The organism is Arsukibacterium sp. MJ3 (genome assembly GCF_000987765.1).
Lineage (GTDB): Bacteria > Pseudomonadota > Gammaproteobacteria > Enterobacterales > Alteromonadaceae > Alishewanella.
In genome coordinates this window covers 1-571 of the sequence record NZ_LAHP01000131.1, presented here as the reverse complement: position 1 = coordinate 571, position 571 = coordinate 1, and the positions used below count along the sequence as shown (strand labels likewise).

Here is a 571-nt window from a genome sequence, read left to right as displayed (position 1 = left end):
GCTGCTTGGTATCACGGCCAGCTAGCCGATGATTTGCAAGAAGGCGATTTATACGATTTATTGCCGAAAGTAGAAGAATTTACCATTAACCAGTATTTACCTGCCTTAGCAAAAGGCGCGTGGTTACCAGCCGACGAGAAACAAGCCATAGCAGAGCAAGTAGCGCGCTATTCTGGTATTTCTGTTGAAGCGGTACTGCAAAGTAACTTGGATGTAGATACAGCATTTTTCTGGAAAGAATTATTGCGCCATGAAGGCCACACCGTAGGGCGTTTAGATTCGCGCTACAAAGGTTTGGATCGCAAAGATGTTGGCGTGCGCCCAGATTTCAACTCTGAGCTTACCTCTTGGTTGCATTCGTTTACGCCTGCTATTAACTACTATCTACGTGAAGAGCTAGGCTTTAAAACTGATGTTTCATACAACATGTTTGGCCCAGTACACCCATGGGATCGCAGCGGTAACAATACCGGTGAGAACCTTCGCCAAGCAATGGCACAAAACCCATTCTTAAACGTGTTGTTCCAAGCGGGCTACTACGATGGCGCTACTAACTACTTCGATGCGAAGT

Annotated in this window: 1 pseudogene; it reads left to right on the top strand. The window is 46.2% G+C overall.

Features of this window, described 5'->3' with window-relative positions:
* Positions 1-571 (top strand): annotated as a pseudogene (locus VT06_RS17135) (carboxypeptidase); the annotation flags it as partial.